Source organism: Nocardiopsis mangrovi (genome assembly GCF_042653925.1).
Classification (GTDB): Bacteria; Actinomycetota; Actinomycetes; order Streptosporangiales; family Streptosporangiaceae; genus Nocardiopsis_B; species Nocardiopsis_B mangrovi.
Genome location: NZ_JBHSFQ010000001.1, coordinates 165,231 through 184,953, shown reverse-complemented (window position 1 = coordinate 184,953; position 19,723 = coordinate 165,231). Strand labels below are relative to the sequence as shown.

At 70.4% G+C, this 19,723-nt stretch carries 15 protein-coding genes and 1 pseudogene; 2 read left to right on the top strand and 14 right to left on the bottom strand.

Annotated features, from left to right (window positions below; all coding sequences use genetic code 11):
• Nucleotides 1-895 precede the first annotated feature (895 nt).
• The 6 genes from ACFO4E_RS00865 to ACFO4E_RS00840 all read right to left on the bottom strand — a co-directional run bounded on the left by ACFO4E_RS00865 (nucleotide 896) and on the right by ACFO4E_RS00840 (nucleotide 6,663).
• Complete coding sequence (locus ACFO4E_RS00865; protein ID WP_378570502.1) at nucleotides 896-1,189, bottom strand: hypothetical protein; 294 nt, start codon at nucleotides 1,187-1,189, stop codon at nucleotides 896-898.
• Between the two features lie 688 nt (nucleotides 1,190-1,877).
• Nucleotides 1,878-3,110 carry a helix-turn-helix domain-containing protein gene (locus ACFO4E_RS00860; RefSeq protein WP_378570501.1) on the bottom strand — a complete coding sequence of 411 codons (1,233 nt, stop codon included), beginning with the start codon at nucleotides 3,108-3,110 and terminating at the stop codon, nucleotides 1,878-1,880.
• 260 nt (nucleotides 3,111-3,370) lie between these two features.
• Entirely contained in the window at nucleotides 3,371-3,865 is a 495-nt protein-coding gene (locus ACFO4E_RS00855) for a GNAT family N-acetyltransferase (RefSeq protein WP_378570499.1), read from the bottom strand.
• Between the two features lie 103 nt (nucleotides 3,866-3,968).
• Nucleotides 3,969-4,721: an amino acid ABC transporter ATP-binding protein gene (locus ACFO4E_RS00850; RefSeq protein WP_378570921.1), complete on the bottom strand. Its 753-nt coding sequence runs from the start codon at nucleotides 4,719-4,721 to the stop codon at nucleotides 3,969-3,971.
• A 35-nt stretch (nucleotides 4,722-4,756) separates the two neighbouring features.
• Complete coding sequence (locus ACFO4E_RS00845) at nucleotides 4,757-5,722, bottom strand: amino acid ABC transporter permease (protein WP_378570497.1); 966 nt, start codon at nucleotides 5,720-5,722, stop codon at nucleotides 4,757-4,759.
• A 20-nt stretch (nucleotides 5,723-5,742) separates the two neighbouring features.
• Complete coding sequence (locus ACFO4E_RS00840) at nucleotides 5,743-6,663, bottom strand: ABC transporter substrate-binding protein (protein ID WP_378570920.1); 921 nt, start codon at nucleotides 6,661-6,663, stop codon at nucleotides 5,743-5,745.
• 400 nt (nucleotides 6,664-7,063) lie between these two features.
• On the opposite strand from ACFO4E_RS00840, the gene ACFO4E_RS00835 reads away from it, so the two are divergent.
• Nucleotides 7,064-8,242 (top strand): NAD(P)-dependent malic enzyme, encoded by a 1,179-nt coding sequence (locus tag ACFO4E_RS00835; protein WP_378570495.1) that lies wholly within the window; start codon nucleotides 7,064-7,066, stop codon nucleotides 8,240-8,242.
• 87 nt (nucleotides 8,243-8,329) lie between these two features.
• Here the strand turns inward: ACFO4E_RS00835 and ACFO4E_RS00830 are convergent, their stop codons facing one another.
• Nucleotides 8,330-8,530, bottom strand: a complete 201-nt coding sequence (locus ACFO4E_RS00830) for a DUF397 domain-containing protein (protein ID WP_378570493.1) — start codon at nucleotides 8,528-8,530, stop codon at nucleotides 8,330-8,332.
• Between the two features lie 12 nt (nucleotides 8,531-8,542).
• On the bottom strand, nucleotides 8,543-9,439 hold the full coding sequence (locus ACFO4E_RS00825) for a helix-turn-helix domain-containing protein (RefSeq protein ID WP_378570491.1): 897 nt from the start codon (nucleotides 9,437-9,439) through the stop codon (nucleotides 8,543-8,545).
• A gap of 282 nt (nucleotides 9,440-9,721) precedes the next feature.
• Here ACFO4E_RS00825 and ACFO4E_RS00820 point away from each other — a divergent pair, with 282 nt between their 5' ends.
• Complete coding sequence (locus tag ACFO4E_RS00820; RefSeq protein WP_378570489.1) at nucleotides 9,722-10,690, top strand: zinc-binding dehydrogenase; 969 nt, start codon at nucleotides 9,722-9,724, stop codon at nucleotides 10,688-10,690.
• Nucleotides 10,691-11,489: 799 nt separating this feature from the next.
• On the opposite strand, the pseudogene ACFO4E_RS00815 reads toward ACFO4E_RS00820, so the two are convergent.
• From ACFO4E_RS00815 to ACFO4E_RS00790, 6 genes and pseudogenes are all read right to left on the bottom strand, one after another.
• A pseudogene (locus ACFO4E_RS00815) lies at nucleotides 11,490-12,566 on the bottom strand (PadR family transcriptional regulator); the annotation flags it as partial.
• The gene (locus ACFO4E_RS00810; protein WP_378570487.1) at nucleotides 12,563-13,417 is read right to left on the bottom strand and encodes a DUF4097 family beta strand repeat-containing protein; all 855 of its coding nucleotides are present in this window, start codon (nucleotides 13,415-13,417) and stop codon (nucleotides 12,563-12,565) included. The gene ACFO4E_RS00810 and the pseudogene ACFO4E_RS00815, both read right to left, overlap by 4 nt.
• A 529-nt stretch (nucleotides 13,418-13,946) precedes the next feature.
• Nucleotides 13,947-14,618 (bottom strand): DUF6879 family protein, encoded by a 672-nt coding sequence (locus ACFO4E_RS00805; protein ID WP_378570485.1) that lies wholly within the window; start codon nucleotides 14,616-14,618, stop codon nucleotides 13,947-13,949.
• 123 nt (nucleotides 14,619-14,741) lie between these two features.
• Nucleotides 14,742-14,921 carry a DUF6104 family protein gene (locus tag ACFO4E_RS00800; protein WP_378570483.1) on the bottom strand — a complete coding sequence of 60 codons (180 nt, stop codon included), beginning with the start codon at nucleotides 14,919-14,921 and terminating at the stop codon, nucleotides 14,742-14,744.
• 21 nt (nucleotides 14,922-14,942) lie between these two features.
• Nucleotides 14,943-18,614, bottom strand: a complete 3,672-nt coding sequence (locus tag ACFO4E_RS00795; RefSeq protein WP_378570481.1) for a multifunctional oxoglutarate decarboxylase/oxoglutarate dehydrogenase thiamine pyrophosphate-binding subunit/dihydrolipoyllysine-residue succinyltransferase subunit — start codon at nucleotides 18,612-18,614, stop codon at nucleotides 14,943-14,945.
• A 509-nt stretch (nucleotides 18,615-19,123) separates the two neighbouring features.
• Complete coding sequence (locus ACFO4E_RS00790) at nucleotides 19,124-19,612, bottom strand: pyridoxamine 5'-phosphate oxidase family protein (protein ID WP_378570479.1); 489 nt, start codon at nucleotides 19,610-19,612, stop codon at nucleotides 19,124-19,126.
• Nucleotides 19,613-19,723: the final 111 nt, after the last annotated feature.

Below are 19,723 nucleotides of genomic sequence, written 5' to 3'. Positions count from 1 at the left end.
GTCTACGCTGGCGCTATTGCGTACGCGAAGGAAAGTTCAGATTGGGGCAGTCTTCGAAATCCTGGCGCGCCGTTCCGCATTCCTCGCAGTCGGCGAGCATTCGGATTGCGCGTCTGATTGATCGGATAAGGACCTTCATGGGGGATCCTCCTTTCATCGGTTAGGGGGACTTAGCCCCATTGGTACCTCCGCGCACGCCCGAAGTTGGATTCCTGAGCGTGTGCGGAGGGCTTATGCACGGCCCCGTAGCGACTACCGTTACCCCAAGTGCAGGTAGCCGCCTACCATGCGCGGCGCTCAACCAACACCGCGCACCGCCGGGGCCGCGCCGGACAGGGGACTCCAGAACCCCATCCGGCCCGCGCGTGGGATCGCCAGGGGTGCCGATTGCCCACGCGCGGAGCCAATTAAATCCACTTCCCAAAGCGCTTTTGCTTGGCGCGCTCTCCGCCCTGGCTGTTCGCCTGACCCACGATTTTGCCCGCTTCCCAGATGGTTTCGCATTTTTGAGAAAACATTGGCGCTCCGGCCGTGCCATAAGGCGAATCAATGGGGCATTGGGTCTTGCAGTTCAGGCACGGAGTTGTAGGTGTGTCGCTCACGGTGCGCTCTCCGTCGTCTCGCCCTGGTCGTCCGCCCATGCCCGTCCGTAACCGCTGTGCGGCCACGCGGGATGCGGGGGAGGGGCCGGGGCACTCCGGGTGCCGTACGACGGCCGGTATCCGTGTGCAGGGTTGTCACGGTCGCGGCAGGGGAGCGGCGGGGGCCGGTCATAGGGGCCTTTCGTCGTGCTTGCGCGCGGGTGGCTTGGCCTTCCGGCTGCACTTCCCGCGTCGCGTTGGAGGTAGGGGGGTGCGGCGGGCCGCGTTCCTGTCCCCGGAGCGGCCCGCTGGTCCTAGGTCTGGGGACCGGTGTAGCCGTACGTAAGGCGCTGCCAGACGTAATTACGTAGCTGTACGTCGGACATGCGCGAAAGCGCGTCGTAGAGCCTTGCGTCCCATGCCTCGCGGACCGTGACAGGTTCATCCGGCGGAACCGTGGCCACGCGGCTCTCGTCCCCGTCGGAGGCCGTGAAGATCCGGTTTCCCGCCAAATCCCGAGAGTTGATCTCTACGATTTCCGCCGCACGCTCCCCTGCCCACACCCGCAACTCAGACATGCTCACCTGCTGGATGTTGACCGTCATCATGCGGCCCGCCGTTCAGGCTGAGCCCGGAGCGCCGCGATCACGGGCGTGAGCTTGAATCGCGTGCGCTTCGCGTGCCACGCGGCTACGGCGAGACGCCGGGCGCGTTCGGCATCCGCTTCCCATTTGGCCCGGTATGGCCGTACGCGCCTCCGGCGGGCCGGTACGCTGTTTTCTGTCATCGTTCGCTCCAGGTGCGATCGGTGGCCGTGCCCCGGGTCGTTCGCGCGACGCCGGGGCGACCTGGTTTTTTGGGGTGGTATACGTCGATTGCGGCTAGCGGCTCGTGCCTGTGAGGCAGCGCCATTCGTCACACGGAACGTCAGGAGTCACGGATGACGCGGCGACTGCCGCTACGTCTCGTGGCTCATCTGCGCCAATTACGGGCAATCCGGAATGTGCTGTTCCGAGAGTGCGGCCGTGGGGTGTTGAGTCACCGCGCCACGGCGTATCACGTCCGCCAAGCGGCAAGCAGTAGAGAAGTTCACGCGTCCCAGCTCAACCAGGCGACTGTTCAAAACCTGGGAGGGGTCAATGGCAAGCGACGGGAAGACCAGGCCCGCCGCGCTAAGCGACGTCTCAAGACGGCGAAGGACGTCCTCCGGGGGGATTTCGTTCTCACTCATGCAGGGACCGTATGGCCTGCACAAGCTCATGAGGGGGACAGACTGTCCCCCTCATGAAACAGGCACTATGCGGCTTTTGCTCCGATTTCTTCGGCCAATGCCACGGCATCCGATTTCAGGGGACCACGTGCCACGTTCACGAGATCCCGCGCCACGCCACGGGCCATTGGAACGTAGCGGACACCCTCCGGGGACGTCTTGTGTGCCCGGGACAGGTAGTGAACGGCCGCCGCTGCTTCCCCGCGCTGGACGTGACCCGCCGCGATATCGAGAAAGAGGCGGCTCCGTCGTTCGAGAGACGGAATCGTCTCCGGGTCCACGTCCTCCGCCGCGCGAAGGGCGTCCCCCGGCGTCATGAGACCAACACCAACGCTCACCGAGTGAACACCGACGTTCCCCGAGTCGAACGCGGACATGGGGTGCGAGTAGCCGTGTGGGAGCCGTTCCGCGATCCGGTCCGCCTCGTCCAGGTACCGCGCCGCGTCCCCGCCTCGTCCATCAAGTCCGGCGGATGTGGCCGCCTGAAGGTGTAGTGCTCCGAACATCCCCACGTAGTCCGGTCCCTCGTCCAGCCGGTCACCTATGAGGGCGATTCCGGCCTCGTCCGACCGGATCGCCTCGTCCGGGTACCCGGATGCCCGTTGGCCGATCGCGAGAGACCACGCGGCGGACGCGAGGGAAAGCGGGTCGTCAGCCTCTTCGGAATGGGCGCGGCCACGATCAACGGCCAACCAGTAAAGTTCGGGTTCGCAGATGTGCGCTAGGTGCCGCTGGACGAGGCGGTAAAGGTCGGCCGTGGCCGCGTGCGCGGCTCTGCGGTCGTCCCCAGAGTGGCCACGGATGGACGCATGAGCGTCCTGGAGAAGGGCAGGCAGGATTCCCCCGACTTCCGTCCGCTGGTGTGCGCTCGTGTGCCACAGCTTCCACGCGGCGTCCACGCGTCCCCGGAGGCGTTCCGGCGTTTCGACACCGAACGTTGGTGTTCCGGAGAACGACGCCCCGTGCATCGCGGCCCGGATGTTCGGAACGGAGGCGTGCGAGAGCTTGCCGACGGGATTCGTGGGGATGGAAAGTTCGTCCCCGGTCAGAACGGCCACGTTGGGGACGTGGAGCGCGTGGGCCAAGCGCACGAAGTGCGTGATGCTCCGTAGCTCCCTGTCTCCGTTTTCGATCTTCTTAAGCCAGTCTTCCGACCGACCCACGAGGCCCGCGAGAACCTTCCGGGTTAGTCCCCGGCGCTCCCGAATGATGCGGATCCGCTCCCCCGTAGTGAGTTCTGGGGGCAACTCGTCAAACATTGGGCACCACCCTCAAGGTTGATCCTTGGGGTCAGAGTACGCCCACAGTGGCGGTTCACCGTGGGCTGTGAGCGGAGTTGAGCCTGTAGAGTGCGAACGCAAGGCGGCATCAGGCCCCGGGACGGATTCCCGGGGCCTTTTTTGTGTCCAGTGTGGAGGAACCACGACTTGCCGTGGGGCGTGCCGGTAGGCGTCGATTCACGGGCGTGAGAACGCCTCTGCGCGAGCGAGAGCGGTCCCGGCTGCTCGTCGGCCGGGCGCTACGAGGCGCGTACGCCTCCGCCGAGCTTCGCCAGCGCGTCCCCGTGGAGCCGGAAGACGGTCCATTCGTCCATGGGCACGGCGCCCAGCGCGCGGTAGAAGTCGATCGAGGGCGTGTTCCAGTCCAGAACGGACCACTCAAGACGCGTGTAGCCCTGGGCCGCGCAGATGCCGGCGAGTTCGGCGAGCAGTGCCTTGCCGTAGCCGTGTCCGCGCAGCTCGGGGCGGACGTAGAGGTCCTCCAGGTAGATGCCGTGGCGGCCCGTCCAGGTGGAGAAGTTGCGGAACCACAGGGCGAACCCGGCGATCTCCGTGCCGCCGTCCCCGGCGTGCTCGGCGATGTGGGCGAAGGCCGCGGGGTGCGCGCCGAACAGGGCCGCGTGGAAGTCGGCCTCGGTGGCCGTGGCCGACTCCGGCTCCTTCTCGTACTCGGCGAGGTCGCGCACCAGCCGGTGGATGGCCGGGACGTCATCGGGGCGGGCAGGGCGGATCACGGTGCTGCTCCTCGTTGTGCGGCTGTGCGGGTGTGCGCGGTGCACGCGCGGAAGGGGCGGGCCGGCCCGTTCCGGCCGCCACCCGCCCCCATCGTAGGAACTGTCAGAGGACCTTGGACAGGAACGCCTGGGTCCGCTCGTGCCGGGGCGAGCCCAGCACGTCGCGCGGCGCTCCCGATTCCACCACGACGCCGCCGTCCATGAAGACCAGGGAGTCGCCGACCTCGCGGGCGAAGCCCATCTCGTGGGTCACGACGATCATGGTCATGCCCTCTTCGGCCAGGTCCTTCATGACGTCGAGGACCTCGCCGACGAGCTCGGGGTCGAGGGCGCTGGTGGGCTCGTCGAACAGCATCAGGTCGGGGCGCATGGCCAGCGCCCGGGCGATGGCCACCCGCTGCTGCTGGCCGCCGGAGAGCTGGCGCGGGTAGGAGGCCGCCTTGTCGGCGAGGCCGACCCGCTCCAGCAGGTGCAGGGCGTTCTCCCGCACCTCGTTCTTCTTCTCGCCCTTGACCTGGACCGGCGCCTCCATGACGTTGCCGAGCACCGACATGTGCGGGAACAGGTTGAAGTTCTGGAAGACCATGCCGATGCCGCGCCGCTGGGCGGCCACCTGGGTGTCGCGCAGCTCGTAGAGCTTGCCGCCCTTTTGGCGGTAGCCCATGAGCTGGCCGTTCACCCACAGCCGCCCGGACGTGACCTTCTCCAGGTGGTTGACGCAGCGCAGGAAGGTGGACTTGCCGGAGCCGGACGGCCCGATCACGCACATCACCTCGCCGCGGCGCACCTCGAGGTCGATGCCGCGCAGGACCTCCAGGCGGCCGAAGCTCTTGTGCACCTTCTCGGCCACGACCATGCGGTCGTCCACCGGGCCGTCCGTCGCTTCCCGAATCAATGTCCCGCCTTGCTGCGCATCATGGTGATCCCGGCCTGTGCCTGCCGGTCCCCCTTGCTGAACGACCGCTCCAGGAAGTACTGGCCGACCATCAGCACGCTGGTGATCGCCAGGTACCACAGGCATGCGGCGACCAGCATCGGGAAGAGGTTGAACGTCCGCGCCCCGACCGCCTGGAGCTGGAAGAACAGCTCGGTGGTGAGCGGGATGGCGGACACCAGGGAGGTGTCCTTCAGCATGGCCGTGGCCTCGTTGCCGGTGGGCGGCACGATGACCCGCAGCGCCTGCGGAAGGGTGATCCGCCGCAGCACCTTGCCCCGGCTCATGCCCAGGGCCTGGGCGGCCTCGGTCTGGCCCTTGTCGACCGACAGCAGGCCCGCGCGCACGATCTCGGCCATGTAGGCGCCCTGTGACAGTGACAGCGCCAGCACCGCGGCCAGGAACGGGGTGAGCAGCGTGTTCATCGGGACCGAGAAGAACCGGGCGTCGCCCTCGAGGCCGAGCAGCGGCATCCAGTAGTTGTCGAACGGGATCCCGAATTCCAGGGTGGTGTAGAGGATGCCGAGGTTGCCGAAGAGGACGCACAGGACCAGCCGCGGCACGGCCCGGAAGAACCAGGTGTACAGCCACGCCAGGCCGACCAGGATCGGGTTGGCCGACAGCCGCATGATGGCTGCGACGATGCCCAGGACGATGCCGATGAACAGGGACAGCGCCGCGAGGATGACCGTCGTGCGCACCCCGATGAGCACGGGCGGCGCGAACATGTTCTCGAAGAGGAACGGCCACTGGAACGCGTCGTTCGTCAGCAGCATGTTGACGAACATCGCGGCGAGGACCAGCAGGACGGCCGAGGCCGCCCAGCGTCCGGGATAGCGGACCGGCACCGCCTTGATCGTCTCGGGCGGGGCGGACCCGGCCGCCGGGGGCTCCGGCGGCCGGGTGTCGTCAGAGTCAGGCATTGTCGTCACGCTTTGAGTCTCTAGCCTTCGACGCTCGGGTTGACCTCGGCGGTCTCCAGGGTGCCCTGCTGGTCGAGGCCCCAGCCGGCGAGGATCTCGGCGTAGGTGCCGTCGTCGATGATCGACTGGTACCCCGCCGCGATCGCGTCGGCCAGCTCGGTGTCGTCCTTGGCCACGATCGCTCCGTAGGGAGCGGCCTCGTACTGCTCGCCCAGGGTCTCCAGCTGGTCGCCCGTCTGCTCGACCGCGTACACGGCGACCGGCATGTCGGCCAGGCCGGCGACGTTGCGCCCGGAGACGATCGACTCGGTGGCCTGGTCCTGGCCCTCGAACTGGTTGATCTCGATGGCGGGCTCGCCGTCCTCCTCGCACTGTGCGCTGCGGGCCTCGATGTCCTCGACCTGGACGGTGTCGGCCTGCACGGCGATGGCCAGCCCGCACGCGCTCTCGGGGTCGACCCCCTCGGGGTTGCCCGCGGTGGTGAACCACTGGGTGCCCACGGTGTAGTAGCCCACCATGTTCACCTGCTCCAGGCGCTCCTCGTTGATGGTGAAGGAGGAGACGCCGACGTCGTAGCTGCCGGTGGAGACGCCCTCGACGATGGTGCCGAACGAGGACGGCTCCCACTGGGTCTCCAGGTCGAGCTTGGCGGCCACGGCGTTGAAGAGCTCGACATCGAAGCCGATGACGGTCGAGCCGTCGGTGTCGAGGAACTCGCTGGGGGCGTAGCTCGGGTCGGTACCGATCCGGACGCTGCCCTGGTCCCGGATGTCCTGGGGTACCAGCTCGGCCAGCTCCGGGTCGGCTTCGACCTGGGGAGCGGAGGCGGCCCCGTCGCCGGCGGGCTCCTCCCCGCCACCGCCCCCGCCGCATGCGGTGAGGGCGAGAACAGCGGCGATCGCGCCAACGGAGGCGAGGCGTCCGCTGCGGGCGGCCGACAGGATCGCGTGCTTCGGCACAGCCACGTCAGTACTCCTTCATCCGGGTGTCGTGCGGCCGTAGGGTGGTCGGTCCAACACTGCGGTACGCCTGATCTGTGGTTTGGCGCATCTTACGAAATATCGTAAGAAAGGTGGACGATACATCGTGCCGGTCCGGCATGTTGCGGTGGTCACCGTTGTGAGATGATTCTGTAACGGGTCAACCCCGTGCTCACGGCAGCGCCTGGTTCGCATACGAGCCCAGTGGAGACCACCCCCTCCCCATCATCCCGGCCCTGGTCGGCCGCTGTGGAGGGGTTCCCCTAGCACCCTCGGGTCCCCACGCGCTGCCTTTGTTCGTACACAGGCCGTTCGCGTCATGGCCGGCGCGGGCGAGCACCTAGACGAGGGGTTTGAAGAGTTGACCACCGATTCCCACTCTCATCTCGACGCGGATCCGGCGTTCGCCCTGCACCGGGGCGGAAAGCTCGGCGTCCGCCCCACGGTCGACGTCGTCGACCACGAGGGCCTGGCCCTCGCCTACACCCCCGGTGTGGCGCGCGTGTGCAGCGCCATCGCCGAAACCCCGGAACTGGTCGACACCTACACCTGGAAGAGCAATCTGGTCGCCGTGGTCACCGACGGCTCGGCCGTCCTGGGCCTCGGTGACATCGGCCCCGAGGCCGCCCTGCCGGTCATGGAGGGCAAGTCGCTGCTGTTCAAGCAGTTCGGCGGCATCGACTCCGTTCCGGTGGCCCTGGCCTGCACCGATGTCGACGACATCGTCGAGACCGTCGTGCGCATGGCCCCGTCCTTCGGCGGGATCAACCTGGAGGACATCTCCGCCCCCCGCTGCTTCGAGATCGAGAAGCGGCTGCGCGAGCGGCTGGACATCCCGGTCTTCCACGACGACCAGCACGGCACCGCCATCGTCACGGTCGCGGCGCTGCGCAACGCCGCCCGCCTGACCGGCCGCACGCTCGGCGACCTGCGGGTCGTGGTGTCGGGCGCCGGAGCCGCCGGCGTGGCCGTCACCAAGATGCTGGTCGACGGCGGGATCGGCGACATCGCGGTGGCCGACAGCAAGGGCGTCATCTACGCCGGGCGCGAGGGGCTGAACCCGGTCAAGGCCGAGTTGGCCGGCATCAGCAACCGCGCCGGGCTCCAGGGGTCGATCGAGGCCGCGCTCGCCGGGGCCGACGTCTTCATCGGGCTGTCCGCCGGCGAGGTGCCGGAATCCGTGGTCGCCACCATGGCCCCCGACGCCATCATCTGCGCCATGGCCAACCCCACCCCCGAGATCCACCCGGATGTGGCGCGCAAGTACGCGAGCGTCGTGGCCACCGGGCGCAGCGACTTCCCCAACCAGATCAACAACGTGCTGGCGTTCCCGGCGGTGTTCCGCGGGGCCCTGGAGGCCCGCGCCACCGACATCACCGAGAACATGAAGCTGGCCGCCGCCGACGCTCTGGCCGACCTCGTGGGCGACGACCTCGCCGCCGACTACATCATCCCGAGCACCTTCGACGACCGGGTCGTTCCCGCGGTCTCGGCCGCGGTGGCCGAGCAGGCGCGCAAGGACGGCGTGGCCCGAGCGTAGTCGTACGGTCATTCTTAGTAGTCGGTCCGGAGCGGGGTTCTCCCGCTCCGGATCACCATCTGACGGGGGCCCTCCGGCTCCCTCGTCTCAGAGGCGGCGGCGTGCGGCGGCCCGGATGAAGGCCGCCCACGCACCATGGGGGAAACTCAGTACCGCTGCGTCCGGGGATTTCGAATCGCGGACCCCGACGCCCGTGTTCAGCTCCGCGACCTCCACGCACTGCCCTCCACCAGTGCCGCTGTAGGAGCTCGTGCGCCACCTCGGACGCTGCGGATCATTCGCGGCCATGCCGCGCCTCCTTCATTCTTCATCTGGTTCCTCTTCCTCCCGGCGACGCAGGCACTGCTCCACCTCACTGATGACCTCCCGTGTCCTCTCCGGATGCAGCGCCGCGGTGCGCAGGTGTTCGAAGGCGACGGTGTACACGCGGACCTCTTTCGCCTTTTCTATGTAGAGACTGCTGGTGAGATTTTCCAAATGGACGAGCCGCGGTGCGTACAGATCCGATTCCGTGAACTCCAAGATGTCGAACGACCCGTTCAGGCCTGAATGGGCTCCTGTGGTGAAGGGAACGATCTGTACGGTGATATGGGATCGTTCGCCCAGTTCAAGCAAATGAGCCAGCTGATCGGCCATCACCGTGCGCCCCCCAACGCAGCGGTGCAGTACCGATTCGTCCATGACCACCCAGACGTCCGGGGGGTCCTCTGCGAGCAGCAGCTCCTGCCTCCGGGTCCGCAGTTCGGTCCGGCGGTCGATCTCCTCCCTGCTGACCGGTGCCGGGTGCGCGCCCATGAGGGCGCGTGCGTAGGGCTCGGTCTGGAAGAGGCCCGGCACGATCTGGGACTGATAGAAGCGGAGTGTGCTCGCCTCGGGTTCGAGCCCCAGGTAGACCTCGAAGCGCTCGGGCATGACGTCTCCGTAGACGTGCCACCAGCCGCGCCGGCGCGACTCCCGTGCGAGCATCACGAGGGTCTGGCGAAGGCCGGGGTCGCTGACGCCGTAGAGTTCCAGCAGGTCACGGACATCGTCTGAGTTGGTCGCGACCTGTCCGCGTTCGATTCGCGACAACTTGCTGCCCGACCACGACATGCGCTCGGCGGCTTCTTCTCCGGTCATTCCGGCGTTCTCTCGCAGACGTCGCAATTCAACACCAAGGCGACGTCGGCGGACGGTTGGGTTGTTGGCTACAGCCACTGGAGCCTCCTTTTCCGGGGGGAGAGGCCGAATCGAGAACCGGGAGAAGGCTACTCGATAACCGAGTTGCCGTTTTTCTGCGGTGCAATTGCGCGAGGGAGATAAGAGAGGGGCGGTGTCGTCGAGTGGAACGCACGTTCGCGATCCACCGCGCGAACACGGTCGCTTACCCAACGTGGTTATATGATCACATGGATTTGTCGGGCACTCGCCGCAGTTGATCGGGGCCGAGCCCCGGGTCGGTGTGCGCCTCGCCACTCCCGCTCGTTTAGTGTCGGTGCCATGTTCGCCATCACCGCAGCGCGCATCGATAGGGACGACCCGATATCCGGCCTGCACGCCGGGGAGCACCCCGATCCCGAACCGGGGGAGGGCTGGACCACCGTCACCGTCAAGGCGGCGGCCCTGAACCACCACGACCTCTGGAGCCTGCGCGGGGTCGGGCTCTCCGCCGATCGCCTGCCCATGGTGCTCGGCTGCGACGCCGCGGGCGTCGACGAGGACGGCCGCGAGGTCATCGTGCACGCGGTGATCGGCGACCCCGGCGCCGGCGGCGGTGACGAAACCCTCGACCCCCGCCGTTCGCTGCTCTCCGAGGTGTACGACGGCACGCTCGCCGAGAAGGTCGCCGTTCCGCGCCGCAACCTGGTCGCCAAGCCGGCCGAGCTCTCCTTCGAGGAGGCCGCCTGCCTGCCGACCGCGTGGCTGACCGCCTACCGGATGGTGTTCGAGAAGGCGGGCCTGGAGCCGGGCTCCACCGTCCTGGTGCAGGGCGCGGGCGGCGGTGTGGCCGGCGCGCTGATCCGGTTGGCGAGCGCCGCGGGCCACCGTGTCTACGCCACCAGCCGCAGCGAGGCCAAGCGCGAGAGCGCGCTGCGCCTCGGGGCCTACGCCGCGGTGGAGGCGGGTGAGCGGCTGCCCGAGAAGGTCGACGCCGTCTTCGACTCCGTCGGCGCGGCCGTGTGGCCCCACTCGGTGCGGTCCCTGCGCGCCGGCGGGCGGATCGTCACCTGCGGTGCCACCAGCGGCGACGCTCCTTCGGCCGAACTCACCCGGATGTTCTTCCTCCAGTTGTCCGTGGTCGGCTCGACCATGGGCACCCGGGACCAGCTCCGCCGCGTCGCCGAGCTCTGCGCCCGGACCGGTGTCCGCCCCGAGATCGACCGGGTACTGCCGCTGACCAGGGCCGAAGAGGGTTTCGCGGCCATGGCGAAGGGCGAGCTGTTCGGCAAGGTCGTCTTCACGGTGTGACCGGGCGGGCGGGGCGCGGCCCGCTCCCGGGGCGGCCGGCGGGCGGGCGCCGGCCCGGCGGCCCGGCGCCCGCGCGCCGCGGCGGGCCGTCCGCGTACCCGCGATCCCGTCCACCGCAAGGGCGGAAGGGCCCTGGGCCGGAACCGGACAGGGCGGGGCCGTACCACAGGGTGCGCGGTGGCCCCCGGCCCGAACACCCTCCCCTCGCGGTGGCTGGCGCCCCGCCCGCGCCGCGGGCGGTCCCCGCCCCCGGCCCCGTGGCCATAGGCGGCCACCGGTTCCGCCGCCCGGGCGTCCACCTGGAGTCCCGGACCGCGGGTCGGGCGGACCGTAGGGGTGCGGTCCGCCGACCGGTACGGCCGTCGGGAGCGGACGGCCGTGGGACGGCGGCCGGATCCGTCGCCGATACGGCGATGGGCGCCACCCCGCAAGGGGTGGCGCCCATCGTGTCCGCGGGTCAGCGGCGGGTGCCGTCACCCGGCTCCGGGCCGGAGCCGGGCTCCGGCGAGCCGGAGGCCGGTCCGTCCTCGCGCGTCGCGGTGGCCCACTGGTCGCCTCCGTCGTCCGACGGGGCGGCCGCGCCCTGTCCGCCGGCGTCCGGTCCCGGTCCGGTCACGGATTCCGCGTCCGGTTCCGGTCCGGCATCGGAAGCGGTTCCGGTCTCCGAACGGGGGCCCGATTCCGGTTCCGTCTCCCGCCCCGCTCCGGGTTCGGGCGCACTCCCGTTCTCGGACCGGTCGGCCGGGCCCGCCGTGTCCCCGGGAGCGGACGCCGGCGGCGCGGACCCGGCGGTTCCGCCCGCGCCGGGACCGTCCTCGCGGGTCGCCGTGGCCCACGTATCGCCGTCCTCCGCCGGCTCGCTGTCGGCGGGGCCGGTGCCCGGGGCCGCCGCCTCGCCGGTGGCCGTGCTCCAGGGGTCGCCCGCCGTTCCGGCGGAGGAACGGTCCCCGGAGGGGCCGGCGCCCGGTTCCGCGGGGCCTCCGGCGTCCGCGCCCTCTCCTCCGGCGGCCGAACCGTCCCGGGGCCGGTCCGTGCCGGCGTCCCGCGGGCCCCAGGTGCTCACGTCGCGCCGGATGACGTCCACGGTGTCGTCCAGGATCCGCCGCAGGTCGTGGGCGGCGGACTCGCCGACGTGGCCCGCCTCCCGCACGACGTCGCGCACGCGCTCGGAGAAGTCGCGCAGGGCCTGCTCGAACTCCGGGCGCTCATTGGACCCGCGCCGCGCCCAGCCGCCGCCCAGGGAGCCGAAGCCCTGGGCGAACCGCTCCCAGTCGCGCTCCCACCACGAACCGGTGCGGTCCTTGCCGTCGCGGGACTCCGTCCCGGCGTCGCCGCCGGGGGAGCCCGACGCCCCCGCGCCGCCGGTGTCCGCGGACTGCGCGTCCCCGGTGCCCCCGGCGGAGCCGGCCGTGCCGGAGCCGCCGGAGTCGCCCGCCCGGCCGCCGTGCGGCGGCGCCGCGGACGTTCCGGTCTCGGTCCGGGACGAGCGGCGCCCCCCTCCGGCGGCGAACTTCAGCTCCTCCCGGAGCGAGCTGATGGTGTCGCGGACGTCCTCCTTCACCGCGCGGGCGACGTCGCGCACCGAGTCGGTGATCTCGCGCTCCAGGTCGTCGAGGTCCTTGCCCCGGCTGCGCAGCTCCGCGCGCCCCTTGTCGGTGAGGCGGTAGACCTTGCGCCCGTTGACCTCCTCGTGGGTGACCAGGCCCTCCTCCTCCAGCCGCGCCAGGCGCGGGTAGATGGTGCCGGGGGAGGGCGAGTAGACGCCCAGGAACCGGTCGCGGAGCAGGCTGATGATCTCGTAGCCGTGCCGCGGGCTCTCGTCCAGCAGCTTGAGCAGGTACAGGCGCAGGCGGCCGTGGCCGAAAATGGTGCTCATCGCGTGCCCTCCGGGATGGCGGCGGGTGCGTCGGGCGAGCGCCGCAGCAGCGACGTCGCGCCCGAGACCGTCGTGGTGGTGATGCCGGCCGGGTCGACCCCGCTGCCGATCTTGCCGCTGAGGTGGCTGCGGCCGCGCAGGTCGCGCCGGTCCAGGCCGAAGGCGGAGTCGAGCCGCCCGGACGCCGAGCGCAGGTCGACGGTCGCCGATGTCTCGGCCGGGAGCCGCAGGGCGATCTCGCCGGAGATCGACGCCAGCCGGACCCGCGCGGACGGGGCCAGGTCCACATCGGCGAGGAGCTGGCCGGAGGCGGTCTTGCCGGAGAAGTCGGCGAGCCGCCCCCCGGCGACCGCGACCTGCCCGCCGACGCTGTTGAACCGCAGGCCGCCGTTGAGGCCCCGCGCCGCGAGGTTGCCCGAGACGGTGTTGACCTCGACCTCGCCGCCGAGATCGTCGACGGTGATGTCGCCCGAGGTGGTGCGCAGCTGGGTCTTGGCGGTCAGCCCGGCGGCCACGACCGGCGCGGAGAGGGTCGTGACCTCCACCGGGCAGTCGCGGGGGACGCGCACGCCGATCGTCGCCGAGCGGCGGGCGACCCCGAGGTAGCCCGAGAGCTGGATGGGCCAGAGGCGGTCGAGCAGGCCGCTGCCGGTCAGGTCCTCGTAGGTGATGGTGAGGATCCCGGCCTCCTGGGTGGCGAGGACGGGTTCCCCCACGATGTCGGAGACCTCGAAGGTCACGGGGTCGTCAGTGGGGAGGATGTTGACGTGGCCGCCGATGATGCGCACGCGCAGGGCCACGATCCCGTCGAGTGTGCGCGTCGTCGGCTGGTCGATGGTCCATCGCGCCATCGGATCCCTTTCGGTTCGCGGTTCTGATAGGAATCACGATATGTCGCGAGTCGGGCGACTTCAAGATATGTCGCGAGAATTCGGGGGCGCTCCGGGGTAGCCCCAGGGACATCCCTGAGCAGGACGCGCGACGGGGCCGGACCTGAACCCGGACCCGGACGGGACGCTGGGCCGCCCGCAGGCGCAGCGGGGGCGGCGCGCCTGCGGGCGGCGGCCGGCTCCGCGACCTCCCTCGAACACGGAACCGGTGGGTCGGCACGCCCGGCCTCCCTCAAGGCCGCGGGCGTGCCCGTGGTGCGGGGCGAAGCCCGGGGGCAGGACCGAACCTTACGCCCTCGCGGCGCACGAGGGGAGGACCCGGGGTGGTCCGGCCGGCGAACGCCCCGGTCGGACGGGGAGAGCGCGGCTCACAGTGGAACGCCGCCGGTGTCCGGGGGAGGCGGGAAGGGCTCTCGCGCGCCGGGCCGGCGGGCCCGGGCCGGCGCCCCGGACGCGGGACGCGCGGGGCGGGCGCAGCGGGGCGGGCCGCCTACGCCGACGGCCGGGGCGGCGGCAGGCGGAACACGTAGCGGTCGGTGTAGGACCGGACGTCCTCGCCATTGGCGAAGAGCTCGCCGATGAAACGCTGCCAGCGCCCGGCGAGGCCGGGATCGGTGAAGAGGACCGCCCCGTCGATGAGGCCGGCCTGCGTGTGGACGATCTCGTAGAGGGCACGGCCGCCGACGACGATGACCTCGGGCAGGGGGGCCGAGGTTTCGAGCGCGCCCAAGGCCGCGCCGGGGACGATCCGGACCGGCCGGCCGCATTCGGCCTGGATCCGGAGCAGGTGCAGCTCCCATTGCAGGTACGGGGTGAGGGGTTCCTCCACCACGCGCACGCGGCGGGCGGCGGCGCCGAGGTCCTGCTCTCCGCGCACCTGCGCCCGTAACCCCGGGCGGTGGCGCTCGAGGAGGCGGAGCGATTCGTCCCACCGGCCCCGCTCGAACTCCGCCCAGCCCGGGTGGTCGCGCTCCCTGGCCTGCTGGCGCCGCTCGAACCGCCAGGACTCCCGGCCCGGGGTCTCTCTGCGGCGCCGGAGGAGATCCCTTTCGAACTCCTCATAGGACAGCCGGACACCCCGTTCCGGGGCGAGTTCGAGGGCGGTGAAACCCCGGTCGGCCGGGTGGGTCCGGTCGGGGTGCCCAGGGGTCTGCGTGCTCATGGGGTGACGGTAACCCCCGCCGACGCGCCCTGTCAGGGGAATGTGCCAGTGAGGCGAAAACGGCCCCGGCCGCCGCCCGCCCCCCGTCGGGGCCGGAACGGCGGCCGGGGCCGCTCGCCTCTGTCAGTCCTCTTCGTCGTCGTCCAGCCGGGCCAGCCAGGTGGCCAGCCGGTCGACGGCGGTCTCGAACTCCGGGTTGAGGTCGGTGAAGGTCCGGAGCCGGTCGGCCAGCCAGGCGACGGACACGTGGTCGTCGCCGCGCCGGCTCTCCAGCTCCTCGATCCCCCGGTCGGTGTAGTACATCAGGGCATCACCGGACCCCGCCTAGTCGGTCGGCGGGAACACGGTGTTGACCAGCGCCTGCTGCTCGGCCTCGTGCCGCTTGCCCGACCCCGCCGCCGGCGATGAGCCGGCCGCGCGGGAGACCCGGGTGAACGGGCGGTCGAGCTGCTCGGAGAACACCAGCGCCACGAACGGCCACGGGCCCATGTTCGCCGGCTCCTCCTGCACCCACAGCACCTCGCCGGCGTCGGGGTAGGCGGCGAGCTGCTGGCGGATCTCCTCGATCGGCAGCGGGTACAGCCGCTCCACCCGGATGATCGCGGTGTGGGTGTCGCCCGTGCGCTTGCGCGCCGCGTCGAGGTCGTAGTACACCTTGCCCGAGCACAGCACCACGCGCCGGACGCTCTTGGCGTCGATACCGGAGGAGTCCGGGATCAGCGGCCGGAACGAGCCCGACGTGAAGTCGACCACGGCCGAGGTGGCGGCCTTGAGCCGCAGCATCGACTTGGGCGTGAACACGATCAGCGGCCGGCGGTACGGCGACTTCACCTGCCAGCGCAGCAGGTGGAAGTAGTTCGCCGGGGTGGTCGGCATCGCGACGGTCATGTTCTCCTGGGCGCACAGCTGGAGGAAGCGCTCGATGCGCGCCGAGGAGTGGTCGGGGCCCTGGCCCTCGTAGCCGTGCGGCAGCAGCAGGGTGACGCTGGAGCGCTGGCCCCACTTCTGCTCGCTGGCGCTGATGTACTCGTCGATGACGCTCTGCGCGCCGTTGACGAAGTCGCCGAACTGCGCCTCCCACGCGACCAGGGCGTCGGGCCGCACCACGGAGTAGCCGTACTCGAAGCCCAGCGCCGCGTACTCGCTCAGCAGGGAGTCGTGCACGTAGAACCGCGACGTCCCCTTGTCGAACTGCTTGAGCGGGGTGTGCACGTCGCCGGTGTTGCGGTCGACCAGGGCGGCGTGCCGCTGGCCGAACGTGCCGCGGCGGGTGTCCTGGCCGACCAGCCGCACCGGGTGCTCGTCGATGAGCAGCGACCCCAGGGCCAGGGTCTCGCCCGTGGCCCAGTCGATCGCGTCCTCTTCGACCATCTGCGCCCGGCGCTGGAGCTGGGGCTGGAGCCGCGGGTGCGGCGTGAAGCCCTCGGGCAGGTTCACCTGGGTCTCGATGACCTGCTTGACCACCTCGTGGGTGATCGAGGTGGAGACCGCCGCGTGGTCGATCCGGCCTTCGTCGAACACCTCGGGCTTGATGACCGACCCGGGCTCGACCGGCTTCTTGCCGGCCTCGCGGGTCTCGGCGAAGGCGCGCTCCAGCTGCTGCTGGTAGTCGCGCAGCGCCTGCTCGGCCTCCTCGACCGTGATGTCGCCCCGGCCGATCAGCGCCTCGGTGTAGAGCTTGCGCGTGGACCGCTTGGCGTCGATGACGTCGTACATCAGCGGCTGCGTGAACGAGGGGTTCTCGGCCTCGTTGTGGCCGCGGCGGCGGTAGCAGACGAGGTCGATGACGACGTCCTTGTTGAACGCCTGCCGGTAGGCGAAGGCGAGCTGCGCCACCCGCACGACCGCCTCGGGGTCGTCGCCGTTGACGTGGAAGATGGGCGCCTGCACCATCCGCGCGACGTCGGTGGCGTACACGCTGGAGCGGCTGTCGGCGGGCGAGGTGGTGAACCCGACCTGGTTGTTCACGATGACGTGCACGGTGCCGCCGGTGCGGTACCCGCGCAGCTGCGACAGGTTCAGGGTCTCGGCCACCACGCCCTGGCCGGCGAACGCGGCGTCGCCGTGGATCAGCAGCGGCAGCACGGTGAAGCCGTGCGGGCCCTTGTTCAGGATGTCCTGCTTGGCACGGACGATGCCCTCGGCGACCGGGTCGACGGTCTCCAGGTGGCTCGGGTTGGCCGCCAGCGAGATCGCGATCTTCTCGCCGTCGGCGGTCTCGAACGTGCCCTCGGTGCCCAGGTGGTACTTGACGTCGCCGGAGCCGTGGGCGCTGCGCGGGTCGAGGTTGCCCTCGAACTCGCCGAAGATCTGCCCGTAGGACTTGCCGCAGATGTTGGCGAGCACGTTCAGCCGGCCGCGGTGGGCCATGCCGATGACGACCTCGTCGAGCTCGGCCTTTGCGGCCCGGGTGATCACGCCGTCGAGGAGCGGGATCAGGGACTCCCCGCCCTCCAGCGAGAACCGCTTCTGCCCGACGAACTTGGTCTGCAGGAACGTCTCGAACGCCTCGGCGTTGTTGAGCCGGCGCAGGATGTGCAGCTGCTCGTCGCGGCCGACGCTCTCGTGCTCACGCTCGACGTGCGACTGGATCCACTCGCGCTCTTCCGGGCTCTGGATGTGCATGTACTCGATACCCACCGTGCGGCAGTAGGTGTCGCGCAGCACGCCCAGGATGTCGCGGAGCCGCATGACCTGCCTGCCGCCGAAGCCCCCGGTGGGGAATTCCCGCTCCAGGTCCCACAGCGTGAGCCCGTGCTCCAGGACGTCGAGGTCGGGGTGGCGGCGCTGCTCGTACTCCAGCGGGTCGGTGGCCGCCATGAGGTGGCCGCGGACCCGGTAGGCGTGGATCAGCTCCTGGACCCGGCTCGCCTTGTCGAGCTCGTCGCCGCTGCCGACCGAGATGTCCTGCACCCAGCGCACCGGCTCGTAGGGGATGCGCAGCGACCGGAAGATCTCGTCGTAGAAGCCGTCGTCGCCCAGCAGCAGGCGGTGGATGCGGCGCAGGAACTCGCCCGACTGCGCGCCCTGGATGATCCGGTGGTCATAGGTCGACGTGATCGTCATGACCTTGCTGATCGCCAGCTGGTTCAGGGTCTCGGGAGAGGCGCCCTGGAACTCCGCCGGGTACTCCATGGCCCCGACGCCGAGGATCGTGCCCTGCCCCGGCATGAGCCGCGGCACCGAGTGCACGGTGCCGATGCCGCCGGGGTTGGTCAGGCTGATCGTGGTGCCCTGGAAGTCGGGCACGCCCAGCTTGTTGTTGCGGGCCTTGCGGACGATGTCCTCGTAGCCGGTCCAGAACTCCTTGAAGTCCATCTGGTCGGCGGCCTTGATGCTGGGCACCACGAGCTGCCGGGAGCCGTCGGGCTTCTGGAGGTCGATGGCCAGGCCGAAGTTGACGTGCTCGGGCTTTGCCACGCCCGGCTTGCCGTCGATCTCGACGTAGGCGTTGTTCATCTCCGGCATCGCCTGGAGCGCCTTCACCATGGCGTAGCCGATCAGGTGCGTGAAGGAGACCTTCCCGCCTCTGCCGCGCCGCAGGTGGTTGTTGATGACGATGCGGTTGTCGAAGAGCAGCTTCACCGGCACCGCGCGCACGCTCGTGGCGGTCGGCAGGGCGAGGCTGGACTCCATGTTGGTCGCGGTGCGCGCCGGTGCGCCCCGCAGCCGCTCCTCGGTGACCTTCAGCGCGTCATCGCCGCCGCCGGAGGCCGCGGCCCCGTTGGAGGCGGCCGGCGCGGCCGGCTTCGCCGCCGGCTTGGGGGCCGGCTTCGGTGCGGCCTTGGCGCCGCTCTTGGCAGCGCTACCCGCTGCCGGGGCACCGTTGCCCGTTCCATTGGAGGCCTTGGTGGCGCCGGACTTGTAGTCGGCGAAGAAGTTCCACCATGCCTTGTCAACCGAGTTGGGGTCTTCGAGGTACTTCTGATAAAGCTCCTCGACCAACCACTCGTTCGGGCCGAAATCTGTCAGGGGTTGAGACGCCTCAGACGACACGGCGGAGATCGCCCTCTTCCGCAGCTCGCTTGTGAATGTGTGTATGCAGAGATGGCCGCTACCCAGGGCGGGCACAACGCGCGGCGGCTCCACAAGGCCACCCAGGACACACGCCCGGTCAGCAATCTCAGCTACAGGCTACTTGTCCGGGCATGCCGATGGGGACCCGAGGTCGGTACGGGACTGGGAGATACCTAACAATCCTTCACAAACATGCCGGTCATCAGGGCTTCCAGGCGGCCGCGACGTCGGGATCCGGGGCGAGGGGCGGGGCGGGGCGCGGACCCCGTCCAGCGGGCTGCCCTCACCATTCCCGCTCCCGCCCGCCGCTAATCCCGCCCCCTCGGCGCGATGGGCGGAACCCCGGCGCCCCGGGCGGCGTCTCAACCGGTGTGCGCGGCGCGGGCAGGACGGCCGGTCCCGGCGCCCGGCGGCCCACGGGGGTTCCGCCGGACGCGGGATCGGGCTCGGCCGCACACGACCGGGCCCCCGGTCGCTGCGGCCGGGGGTCACAGTTTTCCGTGGTCCCAGCTCACGGTACGTTCGACCGTGACGAAGACCGCCACCCGCTTGCGGCCGGTGCGGGCCAGGCCGGCCTGCGCGTCCGGGGTCGCCAGCGACTCCGGTGCCGCTCCGGTCATCGCCGCGGCCACGGCGGTGCCCACCCGCAACACGGTCTCGGGCTCGGTGCTCAGCTCGGCGCGGCCGTGCAGCACGACCCCGCGCAGTTCGCCGTAGGACTCCCCGTCGTCGACCAGGCAGGTCACGCGGTCGTCGCGCCGCAGGTTGACGGCCTTCTGCGAGGCGGCGTAGGTCCAGAAGGCGAGGCGGCCGTCCACCATGGCGTAGAACAGCGTCGACAGGTGCGGTTCGCCGTGCCGACCGACGGTTCCCACCTGGACCTTCCGGTGGGAGTGCAGGAAGTCGGCCACTTCGCCGGGGGTCAGCCGGATCTGGGCGCGCCGGTCTCCGGCGCCGGTCGGTGCGGTCTCGGGCATGCTGGGGCTCCTTCGCTTGGGGCAGGGGGCAGGGGTCGTCGCGCCCTCGGCCGGAACTCCGGTCCGCGGAACGTATTCTGGCCGCTCGCGGGTACATGCCGGTGGCCGGGC

Coding starts and splice junctions, on each gene's coding strand:
- ACFO4E_RS00865 (WP_378570502.1), bottom strand. CDS start 1,189: ATGATGACGGTCAACATCCAGCAGGTGAGCATGTCTGAGTTGCGGGTG.
- ACFO4E_RS00860 (WP_378570501.1), bottom strand. CDS start 3,110: ATGTTTGACGAGTTGCCCCCAGAACTCACTACGGGGGAGCGGATCCGC.
- ACFO4E_RS00850 (WP_378570921.1), bottom strand. CDS start 4,721: ATGGTCGTGGCCGAGAAGGTGCACAAGAGCTTCGGCCGCCTGGAGGTC.
- ACFO4E_RS00845 (WP_378570497.1), bottom strand. CDS start 5,722: ATGCCTGACTCTGACGACACCCGGCCGCCGGAGCCCCCGGCGGCCGGG.
- ACFO4E_RS00830 (WP_378570493.1), bottom strand. CDS start 8,530: ATGGCCGCGAATGATCCGCAGCGTCCGAGGTGGCGCACGAGCTCCTAC.
- ACFO4E_RS00820 (WP_378570489.1), top strand. CDS start 9,722: ATGTTCGCCATCACCGCAGCGCGCATCGATAGGGACGACCCGATATCC.
- ACFO4E_RS00810 (WP_378570487.1), bottom strand. CDS start 13,417: ATGGCGCGATGGACCATCGACCAGCCGACGACGCGCACACTCGACGGG.
- ACFO4E_RS00805 (WP_378570485.1), bottom strand. CDS start 14,618: ATGAGCACGCAGACCCCTGGGCACCCCGACCGGACCCACCCGGCCGAC.
- ACFO4E_RS00800 (WP_378570483.1), bottom strand. CDS start 14,921: ATGTACTACACCGACCGGGGGATCGAGGAGCTGGAGAGCCGGCGCGGC.
- ACFO4E_RS00790 (WP_378570479.1), bottom strand. CDS start 19,612: ATGCCCGAGACCGCACCGACCGGCGCCGGAGACCGGCGCGCCCAGATC.